The following is a 26,277-nucleotide window of genomic DNA, read 5'->3' on the forward strand; positions in this document are numbered from 1 at the left end:
GGTACCCGGCACGGGAGCGAGCCGCAGTACCTACGAACATTGGAGGAGACATGCGCGCTCTCACCTGGCAGGGCAGGAGGGACGTCCGGGTCGACACCGTCCCCGACCCGCAGCTCCAGGACCCCACCGACGTCATCGTGCGTGTGACGTCCAGCGGGATCTGCGGATCGGATCTGCATCTGTACGAAGTCCTCGGCCCGTTCCTCGACGCCGGCGACATCCTCGGCCACGAGCCCATGGGCATCGTGGAGGAGACCGGCTCCGAGGTGACCTCCCTCGCCCCCGGCGACCGCGTGGTGGTGCCCTTCAACGTCTCCTGCGGCCAGTGCCACATGTGCGGGCAGGGCCTGCACTCCCAGTGCGAGACCACCCAGGTCCGCGACCAGGGCATGGGCGCCTCCCTGTTCGGCTACACCAAGCTGTACGGCCAGGTCCCCGGCGGTCAGGCGCAGTTCCTCCGGGTGCCGTTCGGCGACCAGCTCCCCGTCAAGATCCCCGACGGTCCGCCCGACCAGCGCTTCCTCTACCTCTCCGACGTACTGCCCACCGCCTGGCAGGCCGTCGAGTACGCCGATGTGCAGCCCGGCGGCAGCCTGGTGGTGCTCGGCCTCGGCCCGATCGGCGAGATGGCCTGCCGCATCGCCCGGCACCGGGGCGTCGAGAAGGTCATCGGCGTCGACCTCGTCCCCGAACGCCTCGCCCGCGCCCGCGAACACGGCATCACCGTCTACGACCTCGCCGAGTACGGCGACGGCCTGGCCGACGCCATCCGCGACGTCACCGACGGACGCGGCCCGGACGCCGTCATCGACGCCGTCGGCATGGAGGCGCACGGCGCACCCGTCGCCAAGGCCGCCCAGTGGGCCACCGGTCTGCTACCCGACGCCCTCGCCCAGCGCCTCATGGAGAAGGCGGGCGTGGACCGGCTCGGCGCGCTGCACCTGGCCATCGACATCGTCCGCCGGGGCGGCACCATCTCGCTGTCCGGCGTGTACGGCGGCATGGCCGACCCGATGCCGATGCTGACCCTGTTCGACAAGCAGATCCAGCTCCGCATGGGCCAGGCCAACGTGCACCGCTGGGTCGACGACATCCTCCCGCTGCTCACCGACGAGGACCCGCTGGGCGTGGACACCTTCGCCACTCACACCCTCCCGCTGGAGCAGGGCCCGCAGGCGTACGAGACGTTCCAGGCGAAGAAGGACGGCATGATCAAGGCGGTCCTGGAACCCTGGTGAGGCGCGCCCCGCGACGCGCTGCTCGGTGACCCGGAACCCGGAGCCGAGCAGCGCCTTGCCCGCCGTGACGCCGAGCGCCACCACCACCTCCGGTGCCACCAGCCGCAGTTCGGCCGGCAGCCGCGCTCCCGCTCATGTCCGGCGGGCGCGTTCGCGCGCGAGGCGTAGCAGGACCACGACGAGGTCCACGGCGGCGAACAGCGCGAGGACACCGCAGATGACGGCCAGGACCGTGAGCTGGGTGGGGTCCGGCACGTCGTGGGGCCGCACCGCGCCCGCCCAGACGGCGAAGAGGACCGTACCGAGCACGAAGACCAGCAGCCCGATGACGCTGAGCACCAGGCGCAGCTTCAGCGCGCTGCGGGCGGTGACCGGTTCGGTGCCGGTACGTTCCCGGCGGCGGCCGATGGTGCCCGAACGCGCGCGCGGCACGCGCGCCGTGTCGTCCTGAGTGTGTCGTCGGCTCATGCCCTCATCCCCGTCCAGGTCGCGAGGAGCCGTCAAGGACTCCGAGGAGGGAGGCGGCCCGCCGCACGACGGACGCCGGGCTGCCCGGTGCCGACTCCGCGTACCCGCCCCCGCGCCCCGGCAATCACCCCCCTGCGCACCAGGCCGGGGCGGTGTGCGGGAACGGGGCCGGGGTACTCGGGCGGAGTAACCGGCAGGCCGTCGAACCCGGCCGCCCCTCCATCCGACTCACCCAGCAGGAGAGGCGATGTCCACCGCAACGCTGCTCGCCATTGTGATTCCCATCGTGGTCATCCTGATCCTGATCGCCGCGGGAGTGTGGCTCGTGAAGCGCCGCCGCAGCCGCCGCCTCCAGGAGAAGTTCGGCCCCGAGTACGACCGGGCCGTGCAGTCCGGCGAGAGCAGGCGGGAGGCCGAGCGCGAACTGCAGGCCCGCGAGAAGCGGCACCGCGACCTCGACCTCAAGGAGCTGTCCCCCGAGGAGCGGGACCGCTACGCCACCGAGTGGCGGGGCACGCAGGAGCGGTTCGTCGACCACCCCGCGCAGAGCGTCGACGACGCCGACCGCCTGGTCACCCAGCTCATGCGCGACCGCGGCTACCCCACCGAGGGCTTCGAGCAGCAGCTCAGGGACCTGTCCGTCGAGCACGCGCAGACCCTGGAGCACTACCGCGACGCCCACGAGGTGAGCCTGCGCAACGAGAACGGCGAGGCGACCACCGAGGAGCTGCGCGGCGCCATGGTGCGCTACCGCACCCTCTTCGACGACCTGCTGGGCAGCGGCCGTCCCCCGCACCACGAGAGCACCGGGCACGACGCGGCCTGACCCGGCGCGCACTTCCACCACGGCACCAGCGGAAACGAGGTTGTCATGTCAGACCGGCACACCAACAGCGGCCCCGGCGAGGGTGAGTTGACCACGGAGGACCTGGCCCGCCCCGGCCGGGACAGCCGTCCCGACGCCCGCTCCGGCCCCCTGTCCGAGCCGCGTACGGACGCACCGTCCGACACCGGCCACGACGCCCCGCCGGACGCCCGCTCCGGCCCGCTGTCCGGGGCGCGCCCCGACCGCGCGGACGAGCGGGGGCCCGAGCGCTCCTCCGACACGCCCCCGCCGGCCTACCCCGGTGAGGCGTCGGCCGTCTCCGACGACGCGCGGGGCGTCCCCGGCGAGCGGCAGAACGTGCCCGACCGGACCGCCACGGGCGAGCCGACCGGCACTCAGGAGCGCACCTCGGTGGCCGACCGCGACCGGCGCCCGGAGGGCGACCAGCGGCAGGGCGGCGGGCAGCCGCGCTCGGTGGACGAGGGCGCCGACCCCCTGATCGCCCACCAGGAGGCGCAGAACTACCGCGAGCGCTGGTCCAAGATCCAGGGCACCTTCGTCGACGACCCCAAGGACGCGGTCCGTTCGGCGGACGCGCTGGTCGCCGACGTCATCCAGTCGCTGGCCGCGACCTTCGCCGACCACAAGAAGGAACTCGAGGGCCAGTGGAGCCGCGGCGAACAGGTCGAGACCGAGGGGCTCCGGGTGGCGCTCCAGCAGTACCGCACCTTCTTCAACCAACTCCTGGACGCCTGAGCCCGGTTCACCCCGGCAGCGCCAGCAGGGCGAGCAGCACGGTGCCGAGCAGCAGCCAGGCGACGTAGTCGCCGATGTGCCCGGAGTGCAGGCGGCGCAGCGGCCCGGTCCAGGTCCGCAGCCGCGCCGACACCGGCCGCTCGAGCGCCCACGCCGCCAGGGCGAGGGCGAGGGACGCGGACAGCAGGTCCAGCGAGACACCCGGCGCGGTCCAGTGGGGCGGCAGCGGTGCCGAGGCGTGCAGCGCCTCGTCCACCGCCCGCCCCACGGCCCGTGCCACCGCCGGCACCACGCCGACCACCAGCGCACCGGCCAGCAGCACGGCGGGCACGGCCAGCATGGTGTCGGGGACCCGCCGCAGCAGCCCCGCCGTCTCCGGCTCCTCGCCCCCGCCCTTCGTCTCGTACGCCGTCTCGCTCGGCGGTTCCTCGCCAGGCCGGTTGCCCAGGCCGCCGAAGACCCGCGCGGCCACCCGCAGCACCGCCCCGCCGGTCACGGCGGACACGGCCACGAAGACCACGGTGAGGGCACCGCCCGCCGCCTCCTCCGTGGCCGCCTTGCCGAGGCCGGTGCCGAACGGCGGCAGCCCGGCCAGCGCCAGCCCGCCCACCGTGAAGAGCCCCGCCACCACGGGCAACTCCCGCGCCCGGCCGTACAGTTCGTGCTCGTCCACACTGCCGTACCGCGACAGCAGGACGCCGGTCAGCGCGAACAGGGCCGCCTTCACGCCCACATGACCCAGGACGTACACCGCGGCACCGGCCGTCGACCGGGGCGTGAGCAGGCCGACGCCGGCCAGGAACAGCCCGGTGTGCGCGACCGTCGAGTAGGCCAGCAGCCGCTTCACATGCCGCTGGAGCCAGCACATCAGGGCCCCCACCAGCGCGGTGAGCACCCCCAGCGCCACCAGGGCCCGCCGCGCGTCCGGCGCCGGAATGCCACCGGGCCCGGCGAACACCAGCCAGTACACGCGCCCCACGCCGTACACGCCCAGCTCTACCATCACCCCGGACAGCAGCATGCACACCGGGGTCGGGGCGACCGCGTGCGCGTCCGGCAGCCAGAAGTGGAACGGCACGGCGGCCGCCTTGATCAGCAGCCCGGTGAGGACCAGCACGAACGCGGCCAGCACCAGCGCATCGGCACCCCCCTGGGCGTCCAGCCGCCGCCCGATCGCCGACATCCCCAGCTCCCCGGTACGGGCGTACAGCAGGCCGATGCCGAGCAACAGCAGGTAGGCGCCGAGGGAGTTGACGACACCGAAGGTCAGCGCGCCCTGCACCGCCTTCGGGTCCTCGACCCGGTAGCCGGTCAGCGCGTACGCCACCACGCTCATCAGCTCGAAGAACACGAACGCGTTGAACAGGTCCCCGGTGAGCACGAACCCGGCCATGCCCGCCAGGAACAGCAGCACCAGCGCCGGAAAGGTCCCCGAGTGCCGGTGCGGCGGCTCCTCGAAGTACCGCCAGGAATAGGCGAGTACGGCCACCACGAGCAGCGACACCGCCGCCGCCAGCCCGAGCGGGAGCGGGCCCGCCCGCAGCACGATGCCGACACTCGTGCCGTGCGCCGGGGACCAGCCGCCCACCCACTCCGTCTCCGGCGGCGCGGGCCCCAGCAGCAGCCACAGCACCAGCGCCGCCGTGGCCGAGGCGAAGCCGACGCCCACCCCCTCCGCGACCGGCCGGGGCAGCCCGCGCCCGGCGGCGACCAGCAGCGCGGCGCCGGTGAGCGGGAGGGCCACGATCAGCGGCAGGAGCTGGTTCACCCGCGCAGCCCGGACAGCTCGTCCGGGACCACCGTGCCGTGCCGTTTGCCGACCTGGATCACCAGGGCCAGCAGCAGCGCGGTCACCGTGGCGCCCACCACCACATCGGTCAGGCACAGCGCCTGCACCACCGGGTCGACCAGCGGGCGGGAGCCGGGTGCCAGGTCGGAGTGGACGGGCGCGGTGCCGCCGCGCCGGTAGCCGACGGAGAGCAGCAGTACGTAGGTGGAGGACTGGCACACCGTCAGACAGCCCACCGCGTGGATGAGGTTGCGGCTGGTGGCGAGGCCCAGCGCGCCGACCAGCAGGAGATAGGCGGCGACCAGGTAGGGCAGGACCGTCATCGGACTTCGTCCACCTCCATGTTCATCGTGTGCGTCACTTGGTGTCGCCGTCGGGCTCGATCTCCACGGCCTGGTCCAGGAAGCGGGCGAGCAGGACGACCACCGCGCTGGCGACCTCCATGCCGATCGCCGCGTTCAGCAGGGGCACGGTGCCGCCCGAGGCGAGCGTGTTGAACGTGCCGCGGGGAAGGAAGTTGGCCAGGAACGCCCCGCCCGCGAACAGGCCCGCCAGCCCCGTCACCAGGAAGCAGCCCTCGGCGACCGCGTCCGTGATCTCGTACAGCCCCACCGGCCGGAGCCGCTCCAGCGCGCGGTAGTCCACCGCGATGTACAGCAGGTGCAGCGCCGTCGCCAGCACCACACCGCCCTGGAAGCCGCCGCCGGGGCTCAACTGGCCGTGCGCGACGACATAGAGGCCGACCAGCAGGGTGACCGGCAGGGCGAGGAGCGCGTAACGGCGCACGGTGCGCGCCACCCGTACCGGGGCGGGGCGCACCTCGCGTTCGTCGCGGGTCTGGCGGAGCAGGACGACCGTGCCGAGGACCGCCGCGAAGAGGATGCTCTCCTCGCCGAGCGTGTCGAAGGCCCGTTGGTCGAAGTTGACGGCGGCCACCACGTTGGAGGTGTGCCGGGCCAGCGCGGCGCGGGTGGCGCGGTCGCCGTAGGGGTGCGCGGAGCCGCCGAAGCCGGGCAGCCGCAGACACGCGAGGGTCAGCAGCGCGGCGAGCCCGAGCAGCCCGGCCGCCAGCACCCAGGCCCGCAGCCGGCGGCTCACTCGGCGCGGTCCCGGCCGCGCCGCCGCACCTTGCGCGCCGTCAGCAGGATCAGCAGCGGCGTCAGCGCCGCCCCCACCGCTACCTGGGACAGCGCCACGTCGGGCGCCTGGAGCACGGTGAACAGCACGGCGAGCGCCAGCCCCAGCAGCGACAGCACCAGACACTGCCGGACCGGGTCCCGCGTCAGCACGGCCGCCGTGGCCGATCCCGCCACCAGCACCAGGCTCAGCACCACCAGGGCGTCAGCCACGCTCCGCCTCCTTCGGTTCCCCGCCGCCGAGCGCGACGGACGCGACGACATTGCCCCCCACCAGCAGCGCCCCGACCACGAGGAGCTTGACCAGGGCCCGCCCCGGCCCCGTGGCCACGCACAGCGGCACGACGACCGCCACCGTGAGGACCCCGGACGCCAGGGCGGCACCCCGCACGCGCGGCGGATCGCGCTCCAGGTCCGCCGCGAGCAGCCGGACGTACACGAGCGTCCCGGCAGGCCCCACCAGGGCGAGGACCAGCGCCAGATCCACGTACGACGGCCGTCCGTACCCCTGCGCCAGCAGCAGGAAGGCCAGGCAGACGACGAGCGTGGCCGTGTTCTGCGCGGCGACCCGGCGCCGCAGCGGGCCGGTCGCGGCTCCGGCCAGTGCCGGGACGAGCCCCAGCACCAGCAGGGCGAACGCGGCGGCGAGCCAGGGCAGTCCGGTCACCGGCCGCTCACCGCCCGCCGGGCCGCGCAGGCCGCGAGCGCGCTCAGCGCGGCGGCCGCGCCGCCGACCAGCAGTTCCAGGGCGTCCACCGGGCCGATGAGCACCAGCCACAGCAGCGCGAGCACTGCCCACCAGCCGAGGAACTCGACGGCCACCACGGCTCCCGCCCTCACCCGCACACCTCCGCGACCGGTCATGATTCCGGGCGCGTGCTGAGTGCCGCGCCCGGATGCCTCCGCCATGTAACCACCGAGTCCGGCCCGGTCAGGGCAGCGGCGTGCCGCCCGTCGCGTTGAGGATCTCCGCCGTGATGAAGCTGGCGTGCGAGGAGGCCAGGAAGACGTAGGCGGGGGCCATTTCGGCCGGCTGGGCCGGGCGGCCGAGCGGGGACTGCTTGCCGAACTCGACCGTGTCCGGCATCGTCGCCGGGATCAGCGGCGTCCACACCGGGCCCGGCGCCACGGCGTTGACCCGGATGCCGTCCTCGGCGACCATCTGCGCCAGCCCCTGGGTGAAGGTGACGATCGCGCCCTTGGTCATCGCGTAGTCCAGCAGATGCGGACTCGGCTTGTACGCCTGCACCGACGTGGTGTTGATGATGCAGCCGCCCGCCGGGATGTGCGGCAGCGCCATCTTGCTCAGCCAGAACATGCCGTAGAGGTTGGTGCGCACCACCCGGTCGAACTGCTCGGTGGTGATCGACTCGATGCCGTCCGGCTGGGACATCTGGTAGGCGGCGTTGTTCACCAGGATGTCGACGCGCCCGAACTCGTCCACCGCCCGCTCGATCAGCCGGCGGCACTGCTCCTCGTCCCGGATGTCACAGGGCACCGCCACCGCCTTGCGGCCGGCCTCCTCGATCAGCCGGCTGGTCTCGGCGGCGTCGTCGCCCTCCTCGGGCAGGTACGTGAAGAGCACGTCGGCGCCCTCCCGCGCGTAGGCGAGCGCCACCGCGCGGCCGATGCCGGAGTCTCCGCCGGTGATGACCGCCTTGCGGTCGGTCAGCAGGCCGCTGCCCTCGTACGACTCCTCGCCGTGGTCGGGCGGGGGGTCCATCGGGCCGGTCCAGCCCGGATGTTCCTGCCCCTGCTCCGGGAACTCGGGGCGGGGATGCCGGTGGAGGGGATTCTCGGTCACGAGGGCTTCCTTTCCGTTCCGTCCTGCGGGAGGGTCCGCAGGGCGCTGTGCTGTTGCCGCCACGCCTTCAGCACCTGCGCGCCGAACCGGTCCTCCAGCAGACCGGTGGCGTGCACGCCGAAGGCGATGTCGGCCTCAAGATGCGGCTCGTCGGCCAGCAGCCCGCCGACCACGTCCCGGCGGACCACCTGCTCGTGCACGGCGTCCGCCTCCACGTGCTCGTCGTAGAACCGCTGCGCGGCCTTCCCCGCGCCGGTACGGCGCAGGGCGGCGGCCATCCGGCGGGAACCCGGCGACGAGGTCACCTCGACGGTGGCGAAGTGCCCCACCAGGGCGCCCCGCAGCGCGCGGTGCAGCCCGAAGAGGGACATCAGGTTGACCGTGGCCAGCGCGACGGCCGGCGCCCGGTCGAGATAGTGGCCGTAGGTGGTGTCCAGGCCGAGGTCGTCCATCAGGTCGGCGTAGAGCCGCGCGTGGATCTCCTCGGGGCGGCCGGCGCCGAACTCGTCGAACTCGACGGCCACCATGCCCGCCTTGGCCCGGCCGCGCAGCCTCGGGATGACCCAGGCGTGCGGGTCGGCTTCCTTCAGGTGGTACAGCGAGCGCAGAGCCGCGTACTCGGTGAGCTGCCACAGCTCGCCGTCGCGCTGGAGGTGGTGGCTGACGCTGCTGTCGTCGTGCCCGACCGGCTCGACCAGCAGCGCGTCCAGCGCCTCCTGGGCGCTCGTGCCCGGCGGCACGTCCCGGCGCAGGGCCGCGAGGAACGGCCGCTCCAGCGCGCGGCGCACCGCCAGCAGACCGGGGTCCCACTCCAGCTCGTCGGGCACGCCCTCGAAACCCCGGTAGTGCAGCTCGTAGAGCACGTACAGGGCGAGCTGGAGGTCGTCGCCGTACGGGTCGACGGTGGGCGGGAGCGTGCTGTCCGGCGCGGTGTCACCGCCGCTCAGCGCGGTGATGACGGCGGCGGACAGGTCGCCGCGCGGCTGGGGGAGGGCGGGCGCGGTCACCGGGTCTCCTTCGCGTTCTTCGTCCGGCGGCGGTGGCTGGTGTCGCACCAGGGGTAGATCCGGCTGCGGCGGCAGGTGCAGAGCGCGACCGTGAAGCGCCGTGAGGTGACGACCGTGCCGTCCGGCAGGGTCACCTCGACCGGGCCGGGCAGGAGCAGCGGGCCGTCGGGCGTGATCGTCACGCTCGTCGCGTCCTCGGCTTCTCGGCCCACGGCCGACCACCGTCCTCTCGGCTCGGGTACGGGGGTCCGTCCTGCACGAGTACCCGCTGCAAGCCGCCGAAACGGGCCGTCCGGGTCAACGGCGCACGGCGCGGACCACCACCAGCTCCTCCTCGTCCTCGTGCCGGTCGCGCAGCATGCCCCGGCTGTGCAGCCAGGAACGGCGCTCGCGCAGCACGGGACCGAAGGGCACCGTGGCCCGGTCCACCACGGTGGCGTCCAGCCCCGCGGCGGTGAGCCGGTCCAGGGTCGGCGCGGTGCCGCACAGCGCGGAGTGCACCAGGAGCAGGACACCGCCCCGGTTCAGCACACCGGCGCCGGCGTCGCAGATCCGGTCCACGAAGACCCGCCCGTCCGGCCCGGCGTCCCAGGCGCGGGCCGAACCCCGGCTCGGCGGGCGTGGGGCGGGCGCGGGGACGTAGGGCGGGTTGCTCACCACCAGGTCGTAGCGGCGGCCCGGCACGGCCGAGACCAGGTCGCCGTGGCGCACCGTGATGCTCTGCCCGGCGAGCAGCGCGTTGCACCAGGCGGTGGCCAGGGCCCGCCAGGAGATGTCGACCGCGGTGACCCGCGCCCCGCGCGCGGCGGCCCGTACGGCCAGCGCACCGCTGCCGGTGCACAGGTCGAGCACGGCCGAGCCGGTGTCCAGGTGTTCCTTCTCCATGACGCGGGCGATGAGATCGGTGTCGTGCTGCGGGGTGTACACGCCCGGCGGTGTCGGCAGGGCTGCCAGTGGTCCCATGTCGGCCTCCAGGGCGCTGGTCGTTCCACGTGCCGTGTCTGAGTGCCCTGCGTAGCGATCGCCACACCTCGGGGAGCCGGGCGTGGCCCGGCGTGAGCGTGCGGAGGCGGCCGGTGACGCACGAGCGCGCCACGACCGGGGTGGCCGTGGCGCGCTCGCAGGCGTCGCTCGGGTCAGCAGTAGAGGTTGCCGCCGGGGGAGACGCCGAGGATCTGCGCGAAGCGCTGGTAGGCGTCGACGCGGCTCTGCACCTGGGCGGGGTTGCGGCCGTCGCACTCCAGGGAGCCGTTGATGCTGCGGATGGTCTGCCCGAAGCCCGCCTGGTTCACCATGGCGTTGTGCGGGGTCATGGAGCCCGGTCCGGACTGGGTGTTCCAGTACCAGAGGCCGGTCTTCCAGGCGACGGCGCTGTCGTTCTGCACCAGGTTCGGGTTGTGCAGCAGGTCGATGCCGAGCGCGTCGCCGGCCGCCTTGTAGTTGAAGTTCCAGCTCAGCTGGATCGGACCGCGCCCGTAGTACGCCGCCTGCCCGGCCGGGCAGCCGTACGACTGGCTCCAGTCGCAGTACGTCGGGTAGTTCGCGGTGTTCTGCTCGACCACGTAGACCAGACCGCCGGTCTCGTGGTTCACGTTGGCGAGGAAGGCCGCGGCCTCCTGCTTCTTCACCGAGTCGCTGCCGGTGTTGGCGAAGCCGGGGTACGCGCCGAGCGCGTTCACCAGCCCGCTGTAGGAGTAGAACGAGTTCCGGTTCGGGAACATCTGGTTGAACTGGGCCTCGCTGACCACGAAGTTGCCGACGGGCGTGGTCCCGCCGCCGTCGCAGTTGTACGGGTCCCAGTACCAGGTGCTGATGATCGGGTCGTAGCCCGGGTTGTCGTGCTCGGCGATGTACGCCTTGCCGTCGGTGTACCGGACGATGTCACCGGCCCGGTACGACTTGCCGGCCACCCAGTTCGGGTAGCTCGAACAGGAGGCCGCCGGAGCGGCGGAAGCGGCCGGTGCCGGCAGCAGCACGGGTGCCACGGCGAGGGCGAGCGCGGCCAGCGCGGCGGAGATGTGCCGTCTCGACACTGAATCAACTCCTAGATGTGCCACGGCCGTTCCAGCGCAGGGCGGAACGCGGGCGCGCTCACTGCGGGCATGCCGGAGACACCGGCGAAGGCGTGGGGGGCGGCCGTGATGGGGGGTGTGAGGCCACACTCAAACGCATTGGTCTGTACCAGTCAAGAGGATGCGCCAGGGAGGGGCGAAGTTCGGTCAACTTCCTTGTGCGAAGCGGGAGTCGGGAGGTCGGACGGCGGCAGACAAAAGGGTGCGGAGGGCATGGTCGCTGCCCTCCGCACCCCTGCCGCGGGTCTCAGCCGATGTTCACCTCGGGTGCGTACAGGTCCAGCCAGGTTGCGAGGTCGAGTGTCCGTTCCAGACCCCTGCGGGCCGCCTGAGTGCCGGCCAGGGACTCGCTGTCCGCGATCCGGCGCACCTTCTCGCGGTCCAGGAGGTCGAAGACGCGGTGGGACGGCTTGGACAGCAGGTCCTTGACCTGGGTCTGCAGGGCGCGGCCGTAGCCGGGGTCCTGGGTGGAGGGGTAGGGACTCTTGACGCGGTCGTAGACCGAGCGGGGCAGGACGTCCGCCGTGGCCTCGCGGAGGAGGCTCTTCTCGCGGCCGTCGAACGACTTCAGCGCCCAGGGCGTGTTGTAGACGTACTCCACGAGCCGGTGGTCGCAGAACGGCACCCGCACCTCCAGCCCGACCGCCATGCTCATCCGGTCCTTCCGGTCGAGCAGGATGCGCACGAACCGGGTGAGGTGCAGGTGGGACATCCGCCGCATGCGGAACTCGAAGTCGCTCTCGCCGCCGAGCCGTTCGACCCCGGCGGCGGCCGTACGGAACCCGTCCGCGACGTACCCCTCCAGATCCAGCGCGTCCGTCAGCTCGGGACGCAGCACGCCCGTGTCGTCGCCGAAGTGGCGGCCGAAGCTCACCAGCCAGGGGAAGGTGTCCGCGTGCCGGGCCTCCTCGTCGAAGAACTGGAGATACCCGCCGAACACTTCGTCCGCCGACTCGCCCGACAGGGCCACCGTGGACTGGTCCCGGATGGCGCGGAAGAGCAGCAGGAGGGAGGCGTCCATGTCACCGAACCCGGCGGGCAGGTCACGGGCGCGGATCACCTTCTCGCGGGCGGCCGGGTCGGCGAGGGACTGCACGTCCAGGACGATGTCCTGGTGGTCGGTCCCGGCGAGCCGGGCCACGTCGTGGACGAAGGGGGTGTCGGGGGTCCCGCGCAGCTCGTCCGCGACGAAGTTGTCCGCCTGCCCGGCGAAGTCGACCGCGAAGCTGCGTACCTTCTCGCCGCGCTCCGCGAGCTGCCCGGCGGCCAGCGCGGTCATGGCGGAGGAGTCGAGGCCCCCGGAGAGCAGGGTGCAGCGCGGCACGTCCGCGACGAGCTGACGGCGCACGATGTCGTCCAGCAGCGTGCGCACGGTGGCGATCGTCGTGTCCCGGTCGTCGGTGTGCGGACGGGTCTGAAGCCGCCAGTACACGCGGGTGCGCGGGCCGGAGCGGTCGACGGTGACGACGGTGCCCGGCTCGACCTCCCGCATGCCGTCCCACACCGCGTGGCCCGGCGTCTTGACCATGGTGAACAGCTCCCGCAGCCCGTCCAGCGTGACGCGGGGGCGGACCAGCGGGTTGGCGAGGATCGCCTTGGGCTCGGAACCGAAGAGGACGCCGTCGGCGGTCGGGTGGTAGTAGAACGGCTTGATGCCCATCCGGTCGCGGATCATCACCAGCTTGTCGTGCCGCCCGTCCCAGACGGCGAACGCGTACATGCCGTTCAACCGCTCGGCCACCGTGTCGCCCCACTCCAGGTAGCCGCGCAGCACCACCTCGGTGTCCGAGTCGGTGGTGAACCGGTGTCCCCGGTCGGTGAGTTCGCGGCGCAGTTCGGTGAAGTTGTACGCCTCTCCCGAGTACACCAGCGCGACGCTCCCCTGGGGCGTGCGCACCGACATCGGCTGGCGTCCGCCGGGCAGGTCGATGATGGCGAGCCGGCGGTGCCCGAGGGCGGCGGGCCCCTCCGCCCACACGCCCCGGTCGTCCGGGCCCCGGCAGGCCATCGTCTCGGTCATCGCATCCAATACGGAGTCCTCGGCGCCGAGATCACGGTCGAAGGACACCCAGCCGGTGATGCCGCACATGCGCTGTCTCCTGCCTCCGGCGCACCCGCCGACCCGTCGCTGAGCTGCGGTTTCCCGCGAGCACCGGGCCCGGTCGCCAAACCAGTTGTATCGAGCACCTATATGACGAGCCTCCGCCCGGCAGCGGCGCCGGTCAACGGCCCCGTAACCTCCACGACACGAACCACCGCCGGTTTCGGCCGCACTTTGCCGAAGTGAAAACCGGTGCGTGCCGGGTGAGCAGGGCGGCGGCACCGCGAACCGGCCACAGGCAAAAACTTCGCCAATCCCCGGGTGGGTTGCAGCGCCCGCCGCGGGGGCGTTACCTGGAAGCAACGGCGGTGAAGCGAGGGCCACGGGCCCCGGCACGGCCACGCCCTCAGGCGCGTCCGGCACCGGCCCGCCCCGTCGCCGTCATCCAGCTCAAGACGCGTACGAGACGCGGAGGTGACACAGGTGAAAGCCGTTGTCTACGAAGGGCCCTTCAGCGTCACGGTGACAGAAGTCGACGATCCGCAGATCCAGCACCCCAACGACGTGATCGTCCGCATCACCTCGTCCGCGATCTGCGGCTCCGACCTGCACATGTACGAGGGGCGCACGGCGGCCGAGCCGGGCATCGTGTTCGGCCACGAGAACCTGGGCGTGATCGAGGAGGTCGGCGACGGCGTGACCTCGCTGTCCGTGGGGGACCGCGTCGTGATGCCGTTCAACGTCGCGTGCGGGTTCTGCAAGAACTGTCTCGCCGGCGAGACCGGGTTCTGCCTGACGGTGAACCCCGGCTTCGCGGGCGGCGCGTACGGCTATGTGTCCATGGGACCGTACACGGGCGGCCAGGCGGAGCGGCTGCGGGTGCCCTTCGCCGACTTCAACTGCCTGAAGCTGCCCGAGGGTGACGAGAACGAGACCGACTACATCCTGCTGGCCGACATCTTCCCGACCGGCTACCACGGCTGCGAACTCGCCCAGGTCTCACCCGGCGAGACGGTCGCGGTGTACGGGGCCGGGCCGGTGGGTCTGATGGCCGCCTACTCGGCGCTGCTGCGCGGCGCGTCCAAGGTGTTCGTGGTGGACCGGGTGCCCGAACGGCTCGCCAAGGCCGAGGAGATCGGGGCCATCCCGATCGACTTCACGAAGGGTGACCCGGCCGAGCAGATCAAGGCCCAGACCAACGGCGAGGGCACTGACAAGGGCATCGACGCCGTCGGCTACCAGGCGCAGAAGGGCGACGAGAGCGGTCACGAGGAACCCGCGATCGTCCTCAACCAACTGGTGGAGACGGTCCGTCCCACCGGCCGGCTCGGCATACCGGGCCTGTACGTGCCGTCCGACCCCGGCGGGCCGGACGAACACGCCAAGCACGGCCAACTCCTGGTCTCCATCGGCAAGATGTTCGAGAAGGGCCAGAAGATGGGCACCGGCCAGTGCAACGTCAAGAAGTACAACCGACAGTTGCGCGACCTGATCGCCTCCGGCCGGGCCCGGCCCAGCTTCGTGGTCTCCCACGAACTGCCGCTGGACGACGCCCCGCGGGCGTACGACAAGTTCGACAAGCGGATCGAGGGCTACACCAAGGTGGTACTGCACCCCGGCCACGACCTCGCGGCGTGAACCGGGGCTGCGTGAACCGGGGCTCCGGCCCGCCCCTCAGGCGTGCTGGGCGGTGATCTTCCGCCCGCGCGCCGCGTGGTGGGCCGGAGCGTCCTCGTCCGAGGTACGCAGCCGCTGGAGCCAGAGGGTCGCCGTGACCAGCAGCCCGGCGAACAGCACGAGCAGGAGCAAGGAGACCCACATCTGGCGGCTGCCGGGATGCATCCAGCCCGTCCAGATCGCGGCGGTGAGCCACAGGGCCACGCCGGTCGCGTAGAAGGCACGCACCCGGCGCAACTGCCGTACGGCTCGCAGGATTCGGGAGTGATCGGTCTTCGCTGCCATGCGGCCCCTGTACCCCCGATCCCGCCTCGCACGACCCCTTGATCGCACACTCTTGTCGTCCGGCAACTTCGCCCTGGTCAGAGGCATACGACGACCAGAGCGGTGTCGTCCGTCACGCCCTCGGCGGGGAGCATCTCGGACAGAACGGCGTCGGCCAGCGCCTCGGGCGAGGTGATGTCCCGGTTGCTCTCCAGGGACTCGACGAGCCGGTCCAGCCCGATGTCGATGTCCAGGTGCCGCCGCTCGATGAGACCGTCGGTGTACAGCACCAGGGTGTCGCCCCCACTGAAGCCGACGGTGGCCTCCGGGCGGGGACGCGGCTCGAAAGCGGCGTCCAGCGGCGGATCGGTCGCCTGATCGAGCAGCTCCGCGCCCCCGGCACCGCGCAGAAGCACGGGCGGCGGGTGTCCGGCGCTGGAGTAGGTGAGCGTGTGGCGGTCCCAGTCGACGAAGACGGTCACCGCGCTCGTGGACTGGGCGCCCTCCAGGGAGTGGGCGTAGCGGCCGAGGACTTCGAGGGCCTGCGCGGGACCCTTGACGACCCGTGAGGTGGCGGACAGCGCGCTGCGGAGCTGGCCCATCACCCCGGCGGCCTCCAGTCCGTGGCCCACGACATCGCCCACCGCGACGGCGATCCGGTCCCCGTCGACCAGCTTGGCCAGGTCGTACCAGTCCCCGCAGACGTTCAGCGAGCCGACGGCGGGCCGGTAGCGGACGGCGACCCGGTGGTGGTCGACCGGGGCCGGCACCGGGAGCATGGCGCGCTGGAGAGCGAGGGCGACCTCGCGCTCACGGGCGTGCGCCTTGCGGAGCCGCTCGTTGACCTGGTGCAGCTCCCGCATCCGGCTGTACAGCTCGGCCTCCAGATTGCGCTCACCGCCCGTACGTCCGGTGACCCGCAGCAGCTCGGTGACCTCCTCCACCCGGTGGATCAGTACGGCGATCTGCCCGTCCGGCGCGAACACCGGCGCGTTGACCGGGCTCCAGTACCGCTCCTCCCAGCGGCCCGGCTGGTCGGCGGACTCCACGTCGTACCGTTGCAGCGCCATGGTGTCGGGCTCGCGGTTCAGCAGCACCCGGCGCAGGGACGCCTCCAGATTCCGCGCGCCGGAGGCGCCGGGGTCCGCCGGGTTGTCGGGGAAGGCGTCGAAGAGATACCGGCCGACCACCTGATCGCGGCTGCGGCCCGCCTGCGTCAGGAAGGCCAGGTTGGCGTCGGCGAAGACCAGATCGGCACCGATCAGCGCGACCGCGCCCGGCAGAGCCTGGAACACCGCCGCGTAGTCGATCGCCATCGCTCCAGAGTAGTCGGAATCGCCCTTGTGTGGATCATCGGCACATATTGGGGTGCGGGGGATGTGTGTTCCGGGCCTGCCCACGGGTAGCCGGTTGGCCGTACCGTCCGGTAATGCCCGGCCGCCGCCACCCGCCCCGCGGCTTTCCGGACCGGAGAACGAGAGGACGTCATGGAGCACTACCGAATCGTCAACCCCGCCACCGGCGAGACCGAGCGGGAGTACCCGACCGCGACCGACGCCGAACTGCGCGAGGCGCTCGAAGCCGCCGACACCGCCCAGCGCGAGTGGGCCGCCCGGCCGCCCGAGGAGCGCGCGGCCGTACTGCACCGGGTGGCCGACCTCTACGAGGAGCGCAAGGACCAGCTCGCCGCGATCATCACCCGCGAGATGGGCAAGCCGGTGAAGCAGGGCCTCGGCGAGATCGACATCGTCGTCTCGATCTACCGGTACTACGCCGACCACGGCGAGGAATTCCTGAAGGAGGAGGAGCTGGACGTGGCCTCCGGCGGCCGCGCCGTCATCCGCAAGGAGGCCGTCGGCACCCTGCTCGGGATCATGCCGTGGAACTTCCCGTACTACCAGGTCGCCCGGTTCGCCGCGCCCAACCTGATGCTGGGCAACGCGATCCTGCTCAAGCACGCCCCACAGTGTCCGGAGTCGGCGCTGGAGATGGAGCGGATCTTCCAGGACGCCGGGCTGCCGAAGGGGGCGTACATCAACATCTTCGCCACCAACGACCAGATCGCGGACGTGATCGCCGACGACCGCATCCAGGGCGTCTCCCTCACCGGCTCCGAGCGGGCGGGCGCGGCCGTGGCCGAGATCGCGGGCCGGAACCTGAAGAAGGTCGTGCTGGAGCTGGGCGGCTCCGACCCGTATCTGATCCTGGGCGTCTCGGACATGTCCCGCGTCGTGAAGAACACCCTCCAGGGCCGCATGCTCAACGCGGGCCAGGCGTGCAACGCCTCCAAGCGGATCATCGCCCTGGACGAGCACTACGACGACTTCGCCGAGCAGTACACCGAGGCGATCCGCCGCATCGTCCCCGGCGACCCCACCGACCCCGGCACCTTCATGGGCCCGCTCTCCTCGGAGAAGGCCGTGGAAACCCTGGACGAGCAGGTCCAGGACGCCGTCTCCAAGGGCGCGACCGTGCTGGCCGGCGGCCGCCGCATGGACCGGCCGGGCGCCTGGTACGAGCCGACGGTGCTCGCCGGCATCACGCCCGACATGCGCGCCTACAAGGAGGAGCTGTTCGGCCCGGTCGCGCTGCTGTTCAAGGTGGGCTCCGAGGACGAGGCGGTCGAGTTCGCCAACAACTCGCCGTACGGGCTGAGCGCCTCGGTGCAGACCGACGACGACGAGCAGGCCGAGCGGGTGGCCCAGCGCCTCGCCACCGGCATGGTGTTCCTCGGCGGCCCGGCCGGCACCGCCGCCGAGCTGCCCTTCGGCGGCGTCAAGCGGTCCGGCTTCGGCCGCGAACTGGGCCGCTTCGGCATGGAGGAGTTCGCCAACCACAAGCTGGTCCGCATCACCCGCTGACCGGCATGAACCCCGGCCCGCGGGACACGTTCCCGGCATGCGCAGTCATGACCTGATCGTCATCGGAGCCGGGACCGGCAACACCCTCGTCGACGACCGCTTCGCCCACCTGGACGTCGCCGTCGTCGCCGAGGGCCCCTTCGGCGGCACCTGCCTCAACGCGGGCTGCATCCCGAGCAAGATGCTCGCCGCCACCGCCGACGTGGCCGACGCCGTCCGCGAGGCCCACCGCCACGACATCGACGCCGAGCTGCGCCGGGTGCGCTGGACCGACGCCCGCGACCGGGTGTTCGGCCGCCTCGACACCACCGCCAAGGAGGGCGAGGAGGGGCGGCGGGCCTCGGAGAACGTCACCGTGTACCGGGGCCGGGCCCGCTTCACCGGCGAGCGCCGGATCGGCGTGGAGACCGCGAGTGGCCCGGTGGAGCTGTGTGCCGACCGGATCGTGGTCGCGGCGGGTGGGCGGCCGGTCGTACCCCCGGTGGTCGCGGACTCCGGGCTGCCGTACGAGACCTCGGACACGGTGATGCGGCTCGACAGCCCGCCGGAGCGGCTGGTCGTGCTCGGCGGCGGATACATCGCGGCCGAACTCGCCCATGTCTTCCACTCGGTGGGCAGCCACGTCACCGTGGTCGAGCAGCAGGACCGGCTGCTGGCCCAGCAGGACGAAGCGGTCTCCGAGGCGTTCACCGACATCGTGCGCGACCAGTGGGACCTGCGCCTCGGCCGGGAGCTGACCGAGGTCTCGGGGGAGCCGGGTGACCTGCGGCTCACCCTGGACGACGGCACCGAACTGCGCGCCGACACGCTGCTGGTGGCGGTCGGGCGCCGTCCCAACGGGGACCGCCTCGGTCTGGACGCGGCCGGGATCGACGCCGAGGACGGCCGGATCACCGTGGACGAGCACCTGCGCACCAGCGCCGAGGGCGTATGGGCGCTCGGGGACGTGTCCACGGCCGTACCGCTCAAGCATGTCGCCAACCGCGAGGCCGAGGTGGTCGCGCACAACCTCCTGCACCCCGGCGACCTTCGCACCATGAGCTACGGCGCGGTGCCCGCCGCCGTGTTCACCCGCCCGCAGATCGCCCAGGTCGGCCTCACCGAGCGGGAGGCCCGCGAGCAGGGCCTCGACTACGTCACCGCCACGCACCGGTACGAGGACGTGGCCTACGGCTGGGCGCTGGAGGAGACCCGGGGCTTCTGCAAGGTCCTCGTCGAGCGGGGCACCGGCCGCCTGCTCGGTGCCCATCTGCTCGGCCCGCAGGCGGCCACCCTGGTCCAGCCGCTGGTCGTGGCGCAGACCTTCGGCATCACCGCGCGCGACCTCGCGGAGAGGCCGCTGTGGATTCACCCGGCGCTGACGGAGGTCGTGGAGAACGCGCTGCGGGAGCTGGACTCCCGCTGAGCATCACGTCCGCTGGAAGAACTCCACCTCCGCCAGCGCGATGTGCCGCCCGCCGGACAGGCCGACCGGGTCACTGAGCGTCAGCCGTACCGAGGTGACCCGGCTCATGCCGACCGCGACGGGCTGCGGGCCGGGCTTGTCGCTCAAGTCGATCTCCTTGCGCCGGACTTCGCCGTCCTCGGAGTAGACGTCCATGTCCAGATGGAGGGCGCGGGCCTGGCTGCCGTAGTCCTCGGCGTTCTTGGACGCGCCGTTGGTGACGATCACGTCCACGAACCGGAACGGCTTGGCGAAGGCGTACGTCACCGACGCGCCCTTGCCGGGGATCGCCCAGTAGCGGTTGGTGAGCCCGTCGGTGGTGAGCCGGGCGGAGTGCCCCGGCAGCTCGGCCGTGGCGGTGACACGGGACGGGCTCACCGCCTTCGGTGTGCCCAGCTTGTCCCGCGTGTCCTCGATCAGGGCCCGCCCGGCCGGGAGCAGCAGGAACCCCGCCACACACAGCGCCAGCACCACCGCGAGGATCACCAACAGCCGCGTCAGCGCGCCCGACCCGGCCCGGGTGCGCCGCCGGAACGGCCACACGGTGCGCCACCACGGCAGCGGCTCCGGCGCCGCGACCGGCGCCAGCGGCGCGGCGCACTTGCGGCAGAAGCGGCGGTGCGGGGGGTTGGGCGTACGGCAGACGGGACACGGGATGCCGGAGGTGTCCTCGTCCGCCGGGAGCGGGCGGACCACCGGGCGGGGGGCGACCGCCTTGGCGGGCTTGACGGGTTGGGGGGCGGCCGGGGGCTCGGGGGCTACCGGACGCGGCGGGGCCGGGGTGGGCTCGGGTGCCGGCGCGGGGGTCGGCGTGGGCGGCTCGGCCTCGTCGGTCCGGGCCGGCGCGGGCTCGGCCACCGGCTCGGGCGCGGGTTCCGGCGCGGCCTCCGGTTCCACGGGTACGGCGGCAGCCGCCCCGCTCCAGGTCCGCGAGGACCGTTCCGACCCCTCCGACCAGCCCAGATAACTCCCGCAGTTCCCGCAGAAGTCGTCCGTCGCCTCGTTCGACGCCCCGCAGGCGGGACACTCGCGCATCGCCGTCACTCTCCTTCGCCGGAGCCGGAGGGCGCGGCGGTGAGGACCTCGACCCGGCATCGCGTGTGCACCGGGACCAGGGCCCGGATCAGTTCATGGACCCGTGACTCCTCGACCGTCGCCTCCCGGCCGGGCCACACCCGTACGACGATCTCGGCGGCGGGCGCGGGCGGCAGCTCGCTGCCGGGGGTGCTGGACCAGACGGCGCCGCCGTCGCCGACCACCTCGGCCCGTACCCCGAGGATCAGGTGGAGCGCCTCCACCAGACCGCGCTTGGTACCGCGCCACCGGTGCAGCTCCATCGCCCGGACCGTGGCCTCGCGGCGCAGCTCCAGCGGCCAGCGCGGGTCGTCCACGCCGCCGACCCAGGAGGCGAGCCAGGCCACGAAGTCGGCCGGGGCCACCCGTGGGTCGAGGTAGGCGGGCAGGTTGTCGAGCGTGCTGAACACCGGGGCCAGGACGGTGTCCAGACCGGCGGTGAACCGCTGGGCGAAGTCGTCCTCCGCGTACAGCGCGGGCAGTTGGCCGCCGATCGGATGACGGCTCGGCAGACCGGGGATCGCGGCGCGGCTCATACCCGCGCCTCCGGCTCCGCCGCCGTGACGACCACCTGATGCTGGTACGGGAAGACCAGCGCGCCCGCGCCGATGTCGACCCGGTCGACCGGCGTACCGCGCCGGCCGGTCACCGGGTCGGCCGGGAACAGCCGGATGTCCTCCACCAGCACGTCCCCCACGGCACGCTGGAGCACGCCGAACACCTCTCCGTACTGCACCGGGCGCCCGAACGGCCAGCCCGTGCCGTCGGGGCCGCCGTGCAGCGGGTCGAGGTGGTCGTAGAGCGCGGCCAGGGCGGTGGCCCGTACCCGGTCCGCGACGGCGGCCGGGGCGGTGAGCCGGGCCACCACGGTGACGCCCTGGTAGACCGGGGGTTCCACCACGAGACGGGTGCCGATCAGGCGCCGCTCGTCCAGGGCCTCGGTGATCGCGGCGAGTACCTGGTCGGACGGGATGAGCTGCTCGAAGCGGACCCGGCCGTCGTCGTCGGGCACCGCGTCCGGCACCACCAGCACCCGGACCGCGCCGGGTTCGTCGGCGGCGGGCAGACAGCGCACCCGGCGCACCGAGGGCGCCGCCTGCCGGGCGATGATCTCGTGATCCTCGGCGGTCACCGCGCGCTCCTGCATGCGCAGCGCCTGCGGGGCGCGCAGCCGGGCGTTGGCCACGCTCTCGCCCGCGACCCCGCCACGGGCCGCCTCCCGGTTGCCGACGCGGGCGACGTACGGCACCGAACTGCGCAGCACGTTGATGGCGCCGCGCGCCACGTTGCCCGCCGGGCCGCCGCCCGTGCGGTAGCGGGCCACCCGGACCTGGGCGCCCTTGGGCGGCACCGCGCCGCACGGGCGCAGCGTGCCGTCGGGCTCGCGCAGCGCGGGCGCGAAGCCGAACTCGCCCGAGGTGGCGTCGACCCGTACGTGCCGGTCCTCGGGGCCGGACCGGCCGAAGTGCTCGACGACCTGCCAGCGCTGCCAGCCGTCGGCGGAGGACACCTCCACCACGGGCGGCTCGCCGTCCAGCAGCACCGGCGGCCGCTCCAGGCGGAACGTCTGCCCGGCGACGCCCTCGGAGACGCCGAGCGGCACGTCCGTCACCGTCTCCGCGTGCTCCACCGTCATGGTGCCGCCCACCGTGAACACGGCGGCCTCCCGCACCGTCGGCGACTCGGAGTAGAAGGGCTGGCCGGGTTCCGCCGGGACCACCCGGCAGCGCAGCCAGCCCGCGTGCGTCCCGCCGATCACGGACGCCGTGTGCGAGGCGGGGACGTACACGATGATCTCGCCGGGCCGGTTCAGGCCGCCCGTGGTGTCCTCGCCGGTCTCGCACCGCAGCCAGCGCGTGCCGTCCCATGCCTCCCAGACCAGCGGGGGCTGGCGCGGGTCGACGCCGACGCCCTCGACCCGGCTGTCCAGGCGGACGGCGACCACACAGCGCGGCACGGCGGTCGGCAGCCCGAACAGCAGGGCGTCACCGGGCTCGGGCGTCGTCTGGAAGCAGGGCACGTCCCGGCCCTCGGCCAGCGCGTTCGTCCGGTCGGTCTGCTCACCGCCGCGCGGCGCCGTCACCAGCCGGATCAACTCGCTGGGCACGATGCGCAGTTCACCGGTGGTGGCGAAGACGACGGCGTCCTCGTCCTCGCCCGCCGCCGTCGTCACCTCGGTGCCCTCGGTCAGCGTCACCGGCTCCGGCTGCGGCGCGGAGAGCCAGAAGTCGACCTCGGCGGCAGCGGCCGACGGCGGGAACAGCCGGATGCCCAACAGGTCGAGAAAAGCCAGGTAGTTCTTCTCCGGCACCCGGTTCAGCCGGTACAGGAGCTGGTCCACCAGATAGGCGAACGTCTCGATCAGCGTGACACCGGGGTCCGACACATTGTGGTCGGTCCACTCGGGGGCACGCTGCTGCACATACCGTTTCGCCTCGTCGACGAGCTGCTGGAAGCGCCGGTCGTCCAGATTGGGGGAGGGCAGGACCATCAGTCGCCGACCACTTCCTCGACACCCTCCTCGGAGGGGATCGTGTAGAACGGAAACACCAGATTGCGCCGGTCGTTGGTGGAACGCACGGTGTAATGCACGTCGATGTAGAGCGTCCCGGCGTCCACCGCGTCGAAGGCCACCACCACGTCGTCCACGGAGATCCGCGGTTCCCACCGCTCCAGGGCCTCCCGGACCTGCTGCGCGACCCGGCCCGCCGTGTCGCCGTCGCCCGGCGCGAACACGTAGTCGTGGATGCCGCAGCCGAACTCGGGCCGCATCGGCCGCTCGCCGGGCGCGGTGCCGAGGACCAGCCGGATGGCCTCCTCGATCTCCCGCGCCCGCTCCACCATGGCGATGCCGCCGGTGGGGCCGACCCGCAGCGGGAACGCCCAGCCCCGGCCGATGAACCGCTCGCTCACAGCACGCCACCTATCTCCACGCTCAACTCACCCATCACGATCTGCGCCTGGCACGCCGTCTTGTCGCCCATCCGCGCGGCCGGCAGCCCACCGATCAGCACGCCCTCCCCGACCAGCGCCATCGGGTCGGGAATGATCACGTTCGCCGGGCCGGTGGCCGCGTGCGGCGGGACCACGCACACGTGCAGGCTGCCCACCACGGCGGCCGGACGGCCCCCGATCAGCACGGTCGCCACCCGCGCGGCGGCCGCGGGCGGCGGGGTGGTGATCCGGCCGCCATGGCTCGTCGGATCACCGGTACGGGCTGCGGCCGGCATCGTGAACTCCTCGGTAATCGACAACAACAGGCATGTGGAACGGCTCAGTTGATCCGGATGAGCTTGGCCTTCAGGACACCCAGCAGACCACCGTCCACCTCGACCGACGAGCGCCCGGTCACCGCCACCGCGCGCCCGGACACGGACACCCGCGACTGCCCGTCGATCGTCACCCGGCGCCCCTTCAGGGTCACTTCGCCTCGCGGCGCGCTCAGCGTGATGTCCTGCTTGTCCAGCACCATCGACGTGCCCACCTGCCCCGGTGACCGGTACACGGTCACCTCGATCCGGTCCTCGCGGTCGTCCATCCGGACCTCCAGCCGCTTGTCCGCCGTCACCAGCCGCAGCCCCGACGGACCCGGCCGGGGCGCGTCCAGCAGCTCCAGCCGATGCCCCGAACGGGACACGACGGAACGCCGGTTGACCTTCCCGCTGGTCTTGTCGATCAGCGGGACGTCGTGCTTCGACGGCTTGTCCACGCCGTTGTACAGCCCGCCGAGGACGTACGGACTGTCCAGCAGCCCCTGCTCGAACCCGACCAGCACCTCGTCGTTGACCTCCGGGCTGACCACACCGCCGCCGCCCTTGCCGCCCCACTGCACGGTACGCGTCCAGTCCGAGACGTAAGTGTCGTCCAGCCAGGGGAACTTGAGCCGGACCGCGCCCTGTTCGGCGCCGTTCGGCTCGCGTACGTCGGTGACCACGCCGATCGCCAGTCCCGGAATGCGCGCACCGCGCGATCCGGCGGCCCCGGCACCGGAGAGCCCGGTCAGCGAGGGGTCCGGGCGGGAACTGACCCACAGGGTCGTCCGGTAACCGCCGTGCGGCTCCAGCACATGCTGCACCGCCGTCGCCGTGTACCGCCCCGAGAACGCCGGGCCCACATTGCCCAGCGCGACCGCCTTGCCCGCGCGCAGCGCCGGATTTCCGGTGGTCAGCGCCTCCAGGTCACCGTAGGACGCGCTCACCTGCTCCGCCGTCGCCCGCGCCACCGCCGCCGCCTCCGCCTGGGTGCGGTACGGGGTGTCGGCCACCGTCACCTGCGTCTTCTTCCCGAACCGGTTCACCGACGCCGGGTTCAGACCCGGTACGACCGTGCCGCTGGTGATGGACGCCTGCTCGGCCACCACCGCCCGCTTGGTCGTCGCGTCCCAGCCGCGCACCTGCACCTTCTGCGCCGCGTCCGCCATCGACAGCGACGCCCGCAGCGCCAGCAGGTTCCGCCCGTACTCCAGCACCAGCGGGCTCCGCGTCGCGGGCGTCGACGGAGCGGGCGCGCCGGACGCCTTCACCGGGCGGGTGAACTGCAGGACCCCCTTGTCGTCCACCCGTACCTGCGCACCGCACTCGCCCGCCAGATACTGCAGGAAGTCCCAGTCGGAGACGTTCGCCTGCGAGAGCTGCTTGTGCGTGACCGCCGGGGCCTCCACCTTGCCGCAGGCCAGGCCCGCCGAGGTGGCGACCTTGCGGATGATCGCCGCCGTCGTCATGTTCCGGTACGCCACCACCTTCCGGCCGCGCTGCAGCCGGTGCGCCTTGGAGTACGCCCGTACGACGGTGAACGTGCCGGTGCCGTCCCGGTCCAGCTCCAGCGCCGTCACCTCACCGCTGAACAGCGGCTCCCGCGCCTGCCCCTTCACCGTCACCACCGACACCTTCAGCGGCGTGCCGATCGTGACACCGGTCGCCGCGAGGAACTCGTGCTGCGGATCGCGGTACATCAGCACCGCCGTGTCCGGCAGCCCCACGCTCTCCTCGATCACACAGCTCACGAGCTGTGTCGCCCAGGTCTTCGGCAGCTCGCCCGGCGCCTCGACCACCGGATCGGCCGCGAACGACCGCACATCACCCGACTCGGCGGCCGTCACCGCTCCTCCTCCTCGTACCCGGCGTCCCGCAGTCCGGGCACCACCAGTTCGGTGCCGGGCTGGAGCGCCATCGGGTCGTCGATGCCGTTCGCCTCGGCGATGGCCCGCCAGGCCGTCGCGTCCCCGTACTCCCGCCAGGCCAGCATCGCCAGGCTGTCGCCCGCCACCAGCGTGTGCGTGCTGCGCGCCGTCCGCGCGCCCGAGGTGGGGTTCTGCCCCGGCGGGTCGACGCTCGCCTCCTCGATGGACAGCGAGCAGGTGGCCCTGAGCGGCTTGCCGTCCACGTCGAACAGCGTGTACGACACCGACAGGCTGGACAGCACCCCGTCGAACGACGTCGTACGCGCCGTGCCCCACTCGAACCGCACCCAGGGGCTCGCCGGCTTCTTCCGGCCGAGGCTCGCCTGCGTGGGCACGCACGCCTTCATCAGCTTCTCCACGGCCTGCTCCACGGAGTTGTCGTGGGTGGCCGTCGCGTCCAGGAACACCTCCAGGCTCAGCACCCTCGGCCCACTGCCCACGAACTCCGGCAGCGCCGACTCGCCCGCCATACGCGCCGGGGAGCGCCGCCACTCGGTGGACTTGCTCAGCTCCAGCGTCGACGGGTTGAACTGCAGGTCGAGCCGCGCGAGCGTGCCGCCGGGCTTGGCGCCGACCGAGGCCGGCGGCTCCTTGAGGGTGAGCTGCGCCCTGGCCCGGCTGGCACGGACCGATGGGGACAT

Annotated in this window: 28 protein-coding genes and 1 pseudogene; 6 read left to right on the plus strand and 23 right to left on the minus strand. The window is 72.6% G+C overall.

All coding sequences use genetic code 11. The features are described 5' to 3' along the window. The first annotated feature begins 50 nt into the window (after window positions 1-50). Window positions 51-1,238 carry a zinc-dependent alcohol dehydrogenase gene (locus E5083_RS28160; RefSeq protein WP_135788490.1) on the plus strand — a complete coding sequence of 396 codons (1,188 nt, stop codon included), beginning with the start codon at window positions 51-53 and terminating at the stop codon, window positions 1,236-1,238. Window positions 1,239-1,247: 9 nt separating this feature from the next. On the opposite strand, the pseudogene E5083_RS31880 reads toward E5083_RS28160, so the two are convergent. Together E5083_RS31880 and E5083_RS28170 are read right to left on the minus strand one after the other, a co-directional pair. Then, window positions 1,248-1,358, minus strand: a pseudogene (locus E5083_RS31880) (UdgX family uracil-DNA binding protein); the annotation flags it as partial. A 12-nt stretch (window positions 1,359-1,370) separates the two neighbouring features. After that, window positions 1,371-1,706, minus strand: a complete 336-nt coding sequence (locus E5083_RS28170) for a DUF6343 family protein (RefSeq protein ID WP_135788491.1) — start codon at window positions 1,704-1,706, stop codon at window positions 1,371-1,373. Between the two features lie 247 nt (window positions 1,707-1,953). Between E5083_RS28170 and E5083_RS28175 the strand changes: the two genes are divergently transcribed. Then, window positions 1,954-2,532, plus strand: a complete 579-nt coding sequence (locus E5083_RS28175) for a hypothetical protein (protein ID WP_135788492.1) — start codon at window positions 1,954-1,956, stop codon at window positions 2,530-2,532. Window positions 2,533-2,577: 45 nt separating this feature from the next. Beyond that, a complete protein-coding gene (locus E5083_RS31885) occupies window positions 2,578-3,288 on the plus strand; it encodes a hypothetical protein (RefSeq protein ID WP_244317675.1) in 711 nt (236 codons plus the stop codon). Between the two features lie 7 nt (window positions 3,289-3,295). On the opposite strand, the gene E5083_RS28185 is transcribed toward E5083_RS31885, so the two are convergent. The 12 genes from E5083_RS28185 to asnB form a co-directional block, all read right to left on the minus strand. After that, window positions 3,296-5,056 carry a complex I subunit 5 family protein gene (locus E5083_RS28185; protein ID WP_135788493.1) on the minus strand — a complete coding sequence of 587 codons (1,761 nt, stop codon included), beginning with the start codon at window positions 5,054-5,056 and terminating at the stop codon, window positions 3,296-3,298. After that, window positions 5,053-5,400, minus strand: coding sequence for a sodium:proton antiporter (locus E5083_RS28190; RefSeq protein WP_135788494.1), 348 nt, complete (start codon window positions 5,398-5,400; stop codon window positions 5,053-5,055). Before E5083_RS28190 ends, E5083_RS28185 begins: the two co-directional genes overlap by 4 nt. A gap of 34 nt (window positions 5,401-5,434) precedes the next feature. Further along, window positions 5,435-6,175, minus strand: a complete 741-nt coding sequence (locus E5083_RS28195; protein ID WP_135788495.1) for an MnhB domain-containing protein — start codon at window positions 6,173-6,175, stop codon at window positions 5,435-5,437. Continuing rightward, complete coding sequence (locus E5083_RS28200) at window positions 6,172-6,426, minus strand: DUF4040 domain-containing protein (protein ID WP_135788496.1); 255 nt, start codon at window positions 6,424-6,426, stop codon at window positions 6,172-6,174. The genes E5083_RS28195 and E5083_RS28200 overlap by 4 nt, the downstream gene beginning before the upstream one ends. Then, complete coding sequence (locus E5083_RS28205) at window positions 6,419-6,880, minus strand: MrpF/PhaF family protein (protein WP_425276758.1); 462 nt, start codon at window positions 6,878-6,880, stop codon at window positions 6,419-6,421. The genes E5083_RS28200 and E5083_RS28205 overlap by 8 nt, the downstream gene beginning before the upstream one ends. Continuing rightward, window positions 6,877-7,053, minus strand: coding sequence for a hypothetical protein (locus tag E5083_RS31890; RefSeq protein ID WP_244317676.1), 177 nt, complete (start codon window positions 7,051-7,053; stop codon window positions 6,877-6,879). The genes E5083_RS28205 and E5083_RS31890 overlap by 4 nt, the downstream gene beginning before the upstream one ends. 91 nt (window positions 7,054-7,144) lie before the next feature. After that, the gene (locus tag E5083_RS28210; RefSeq protein ID WP_135788498.1) at window positions 7,145-8,017 is read right to left on the minus strand and encodes an SDR family oxidoreductase; all 873 of its coding nucleotides are present in this window, start codon (window positions 8,015-8,017) and stop codon (window positions 7,145-7,147) included. Beyond that, window positions 8,014-9,024, minus strand: a complete 1,011-nt coding sequence (locus E5083_RS28215) for an iron-containing redox enzyme family protein (RefSeq protein ID WP_135788499.1) — start codon at window positions 9,022-9,024, stop codon at window positions 8,014-8,016. The genes E5083_RS28210 and E5083_RS28215 overlap by 4 nt, the downstream gene beginning before the upstream one ends. Beyond that, window positions 9,021-9,206: a CDGSH iron-sulfur domain-containing protein gene (locus E5083_RS28220; protein WP_244317677.1), complete on the minus strand. Its 186-nt coding sequence runs from the start codon at window positions 9,204-9,206 to the stop codon at window positions 9,021-9,023. Before E5083_RS28220 ends, E5083_RS28215 begins: the two co-directional genes overlap by 4 nt. A gap of 115 nt (window positions 9,207-9,321) precedes the next feature. Then, a complete protein-coding gene (locus E5083_RS28225) occupies window positions 9,322-9,987 on the minus strand; it encodes a HemK2/MTQ2 family protein methyltransferase (RefSeq protein WP_135788500.1) in 666 nt (221 codons plus the stop codon). Window positions 9,988-10,160: 173 nt separating this feature from the next. Beyond that, complete coding sequence (locus E5083_RS28230) at window positions 10,161-11,057, minus strand: glycoside hydrolase family 19 protein (RefSeq protein ID WP_135788501.1); 897 nt, start codon at window positions 11,055-11,057, stop codon at window positions 10,161-10,163. A gap of 286 nt (window positions 11,058-11,343) precedes the next feature. After that, entirely contained in the window at window positions 11,344-13,185 is a 1,842-nt protein-coding gene (gene asnB, locus E5083_RS28235) for an asparagine synthase (glutamine-hydrolyzing) (protein WP_135788502.1), read from the minus strand. A gap of 435 nt (window positions 13,186-13,620) precedes the next feature. On the opposite strand from asnB, the gene E5083_RS28240 reads away from it, so the two are divergent. Beyond that, complete coding sequence (locus E5083_RS28240; protein ID WP_135788503.1) at window positions 13,621-14,775, plus strand: glutathione-independent formaldehyde dehydrogenase; 1,155 nt, start codon at window positions 13,621-13,623, stop codon at window positions 14,773-14,775. 36 nt (window positions 14,776-14,811) lie between these two features. Here E5083_RS28240 and E5083_RS28245 read toward each other — a convergent pair whose 3' ends face one another. Together E5083_RS28245 and E5083_RS28250 are read right to left on the minus strand one after the other, a co-directional pair. Continuing rightward, a complete protein-coding gene (locus E5083_RS28245) occupies window positions 14,812-15,099 on the minus strand; it encodes a hypothetical protein (protein WP_135788504.1) in 288 nt (95 codons plus the stop codon). Window positions 15,100-15,176: 77 nt separating this feature from the next. Then, window positions 15,177-16,394: a PP2C family protein-serine/threonine phosphatase gene (locus E5083_RS28250; RefSeq protein ID WP_135788505.1), complete on the minus strand. Its 1,218-nt coding sequence runs from the start codon at window positions 16,392-16,394 to the stop codon at window positions 15,177-15,179. 171 nt (window positions 16,395-16,565) lie between these two features. Between E5083_RS28250 and E5083_RS28255 the strand changes: the two genes are divergently transcribed. After that, complete coding sequence (locus E5083_RS28255) at window positions 16,566-17,939, plus strand: NAD-dependent succinate-semialdehyde dehydrogenase (RefSeq protein WP_135788506.1); 1,374 nt, start codon at window positions 16,566-16,568, stop codon at window positions 17,937-17,939. Between the two features lie 37 nt (window positions 17,940-17,976). Beyond that, complete coding sequence (locus E5083_RS28260; protein ID WP_135788507.1) at window positions 17,977-19,344, plus strand: mycothione reductase; 1,368 nt, start codon at window positions 17,977-17,979, stop codon at window positions 19,342-19,344. Window positions 19,345-19,347: 3 nt separating this feature from the next. Here E5083_RS28260 and E5083_RS28265 read toward each other — a convergent pair whose 3' ends face one another. The 7 genes from E5083_RS28265 to E5083_RS28295 are packed head-to-tail and all read right to left on the minus strand — an operon-like array spanning window position 19,348 to window position 26,277. Continuing rightward, window positions 19,348-20,418 (minus strand): zinc ribbon domain-containing protein, encoded by a 1,071-nt coding sequence (locus E5083_RS28265; RefSeq protein ID WP_135788508.1) that lies wholly within the window; start codon window positions 20,416-20,418, stop codon window positions 19,348-19,350. Between the two features lie 5 nt (window positions 20,419-20,423). Next, the gene (locus E5083_RS28270; RefSeq protein WP_135788509.1) at window positions 20,424-20,993 is read right to left on the minus strand and encodes a phage tail protein; all 570 of its coding nucleotides are present in this window, start codon (window positions 20,991-20,993) and stop codon (window positions 20,424-20,426) included. After that, on the minus strand, window positions 20,990-22,948 hold the full coding sequence (locus tag E5083_RS28275) for a putative baseplate assembly protein (RefSeq protein WP_135788510.1): 1,959 nt from the start codon (window positions 22,946-22,948) through the stop codon (window positions 20,990-20,992). The genes E5083_RS28270 and E5083_RS28275 overlap by 4 nt, the downstream gene beginning before the upstream one ends. After that, on the minus strand, window positions 22,948-23,370 hold the full coding sequence (locus E5083_RS28280) for a GPW/gp25 family protein (protein WP_031181818.1): 423 nt from the start codon (window positions 23,368-23,370) through the stop codon (window positions 22,948-22,950). Before E5083_RS28280 ends, E5083_RS28275 begins: the two co-directional genes overlap by 1 nt. Then, window positions 23,367-23,687, minus strand: a complete 321-nt coding sequence (locus E5083_RS28285; RefSeq protein WP_130335396.1) for a PAAR domain-containing protein — start codon at window positions 23,685-23,687, stop codon at window positions 23,367-23,369. Before E5083_RS28285 ends, E5083_RS28280 begins: the two co-directional genes overlap by 4 nt. A 44-nt stretch (window positions 23,688-23,731) precedes the next feature. Beyond that, window positions 23,732-25,555, minus strand: a complete 1,824-nt coding sequence (locus tag E5083_RS28290) for a VgrG-related protein (protein ID WP_135788511.1) — start codon at window positions 25,553-25,555, stop codon at window positions 23,732-23,734. Beyond that, window positions 25,552-26,277, minus strand: a complete 726-nt coding sequence (locus tag E5083_RS28295) for a CIS tube protein (protein WP_135788512.1) — start codon at window positions 26,275-26,277, stop codon at window positions 25,552-25,554. The genes E5083_RS28290 and E5083_RS28295 overlap by 4 nt, the downstream gene beginning before the upstream one ends.

The sequence above is a fragment of the Streptomyces bauhiniae genome (genome assembly GCF_004784475.1).
Classification (GTDB): domain Bacteria; phylum Actinomycetota; class Actinomycetes; order Streptomycetales; family Streptomycetaceae; genus Streptomyces; species Streptomyces seoulensis.

Coding starts and splice junctions, on each gene's coding strand:
- E5083_RS28160 (WP_135788490.1), top strand. CDS start 51: ATGCGCGCTCTCACCTGGCAGGGCAGGAGGGACGTCCGGGTCGACACC.
- E5083_RS28170 (WP_135788491.1), bottom strand. CDS start 1,706: ATGAGCCGACGACACACTCAGGACGACACGGCGCGCGTGCCGCGCGCG.
- E5083_RS28175 (WP_135788492.1), top strand. CDS start 1,954: ATGTCCACCGCAACGCTGCTCGCCATTGTGATTCCCATCGTGGTCATC.
- E5083_RS31885 (WP_244317675.1), top strand. CDS start 2,578: ATGTCAGACCGGCACACCAACAGCGGCCCCGGCGAGGGTGAGTTGACC.
- E5083_RS28190 (WP_135788494.1), bottom strand. CDS start 5,400: ATGACGGTCCTGCCCTACCTGGTCGCCGCCTATCTCCTGCTGGTCGGC.
- E5083_RS28225 (WP_135788500.1), bottom strand. CDS start 9,987: ATGGGACCACTGGCAGCCCTGCCGACACCGCCGGGCGTGTACACCCCG.
- asnB (WP_135788502.1), bottom strand. CDS start 13,185: ATGTGCGGCATCACCGGCTGGGTGTCCTTCGACCGTGATCTCGGCGCC.
- E5083_RS28245 (WP_135788504.1), bottom strand. CDS start 15,099: ATGGCAGCGAAGACCGATCACTCCCGAATCCTGCGAGCCGTACGGCAG.
- E5083_RS28250 (WP_135788505.1), bottom strand. CDS start 16,394: ATGGCGATCGACTACGCGGCGGTGTTCCAGGCTCTGCCGGGCGCGGTC.
- E5083_RS28255 (WP_135788506.1), top strand. CDS start 16,566: ATGGAGCACTACCGAATCGTCAACCCCGCCACCGGCGAGACCGAGCGG.
- E5083_RS28260 (WP_135788507.1), top strand. CDS start 17,977: ATGCGCAGTCATGACCTGATCGTCATCGGAGCCGGGACCGGCAACACC.
- E5083_RS28265 (WP_135788508.1), bottom strand. CDS start 20,418: ATGCGCGAGTGTCCCGCCTGCGGGGCGTCGAACGAGGCGACGGACGAC.
- E5083_RS28270 (WP_135788509.1), bottom strand. CDS start 20,993: ATGAGCCGCGCCGCGATCCCCGGTCTGCCGAGCCGTCATCCGATCGGC.
- E5083_RS28275 (WP_135788510.1), bottom strand. CDS start 22,948: ATGGTCCTGCCCTCCCCCAATCTGGACGACCGGCGCTTCCAGCAGCTC.
- E5083_RS28285 (WP_130335396.1), bottom strand. CDS start 23,687: ATGCCGGCCGCAGCCCGTACCGGTGATCCGACGAGCCATGGCGGCCGG.
- E5083_RS28295 (WP_135788512.1), bottom strand. CDS start 26,277: ATGTCCCCATCGGTCCGTGCCAGCCGGGCCAGGGCGCAGCTCACCCTC.